This window comes from Azospirillum sp. B506, from assembly GCF_000333595.1.
GTDB lineage: Bacteria > Pseudomonadota > Alphaproteobacteria > Azospirillales > Azospirillaceae > Azospirillum.
In genome coordinates this window covers 1-966 of the sequence record NZ_BADK01001129.1, presented here as the reverse complement: position 1 = coordinate 966, position 966 = coordinate 1, and the positions used below count along the sequence as shown (strand labels likewise).

At 64.2% G+C, this 966-nt stretch carries 2 protein-coding genes; both read left to right on the top strand.

Going from position 1 to position 966, the window contains the following annotated elements; all coding sequences use genetic code 11:
* Window positions 1-271 (top strand): glycosyltransferase family 10 domain-containing protein (locus I71_RS34280; RefSeq protein WP_042704777.1); only part of this gene is annotated, 271 nt, incomplete at its 5' end.
* 18 nt (window positions 272-289) lie between these two features.
* A partial coding sequence (locus tag I71_RS34275) for a hypothetical protein (RefSeq protein ID WP_042704776.1) occupies window positions 290-966 on the top strand: 677 nt, incomplete at its 3' end.

Sequence of the window (966 nt, the reverse complement as noted above, 5' to 3'; positions counted from 1 at the left end):
CTATCTGACGGAAAAGATCCTGGACGCCTTCCAGGCCGGCACGGTGCCGCTCTACTGGGGCGATCCCGGTGTCCTGCGGGATGTCGCGGCCGGCAGCTTCATCGATGTGTCGCACTATTCCTCCGACGAGGAGGCGATCGACGCCATCCTGGCCGTCGACGACGATTACGACACCTATCGCCGCTATCGCAGCACGGCGCCCTTTCTCGGCACGGAGGAGTTCTGTTTCGATGCCTACCGTCTGGCCGAATGGATCGAGAACCGTCTGTGAGAAGGGGGAGGGCGAGCGATGAGACGGGTGCTGCTGAATTACGCCGACGGGGCCTTCGCGACGGCGCAGAAACACAACGGCAGGACCGGCCTGGAGATCGGCGGCTTCGATGGCGTCGCGATGATGGGGCGCCAGCACATCGATGCCGCTTTCGCCTCGCGGAACCGGCATATCCTGGACCAGCCCCGCGGGGCCGGCTATTGGCTGTGGAAGCCCTACTTCATCGACCTGATGCTGCGTCAGCACCTGAAGGACGGCGATATCCTGTTCTACAGCGACAGCGGTGCCCATTTCATCCACAGCGTCGACCCGTTGATCGGGATTTGCAGGCGGCAGCGCGATCTTCCGGTCCTGCTGTTCACGCTGGAGGACGATCACAGCAACGGCGTCTGGACCAAGCGCGACTGCTTCCACTTCATGGGGCTGGACCGGCCTGAAATCGTCGGCGCGGCGCAGATCATGGGCAGCTTCTTCCTGTGCGAACGCGGGCCTGAAAGCATGGATTTCGTCGCGCAATGGCTGCGGCTTTGCCAGGATGCCCGGCTGATCACCGACGCGCCCAACGAATGCGGCCTGCCGAACTATCCGGAATTCCGCGACCATCGCCACGACCAGAGCATCCTCAGCCTGCTCGGCCGCCGCCACGGCGTGGCCACCATTCCAGACATCTCGCATGGGGGGACGGGCGCCTCCGC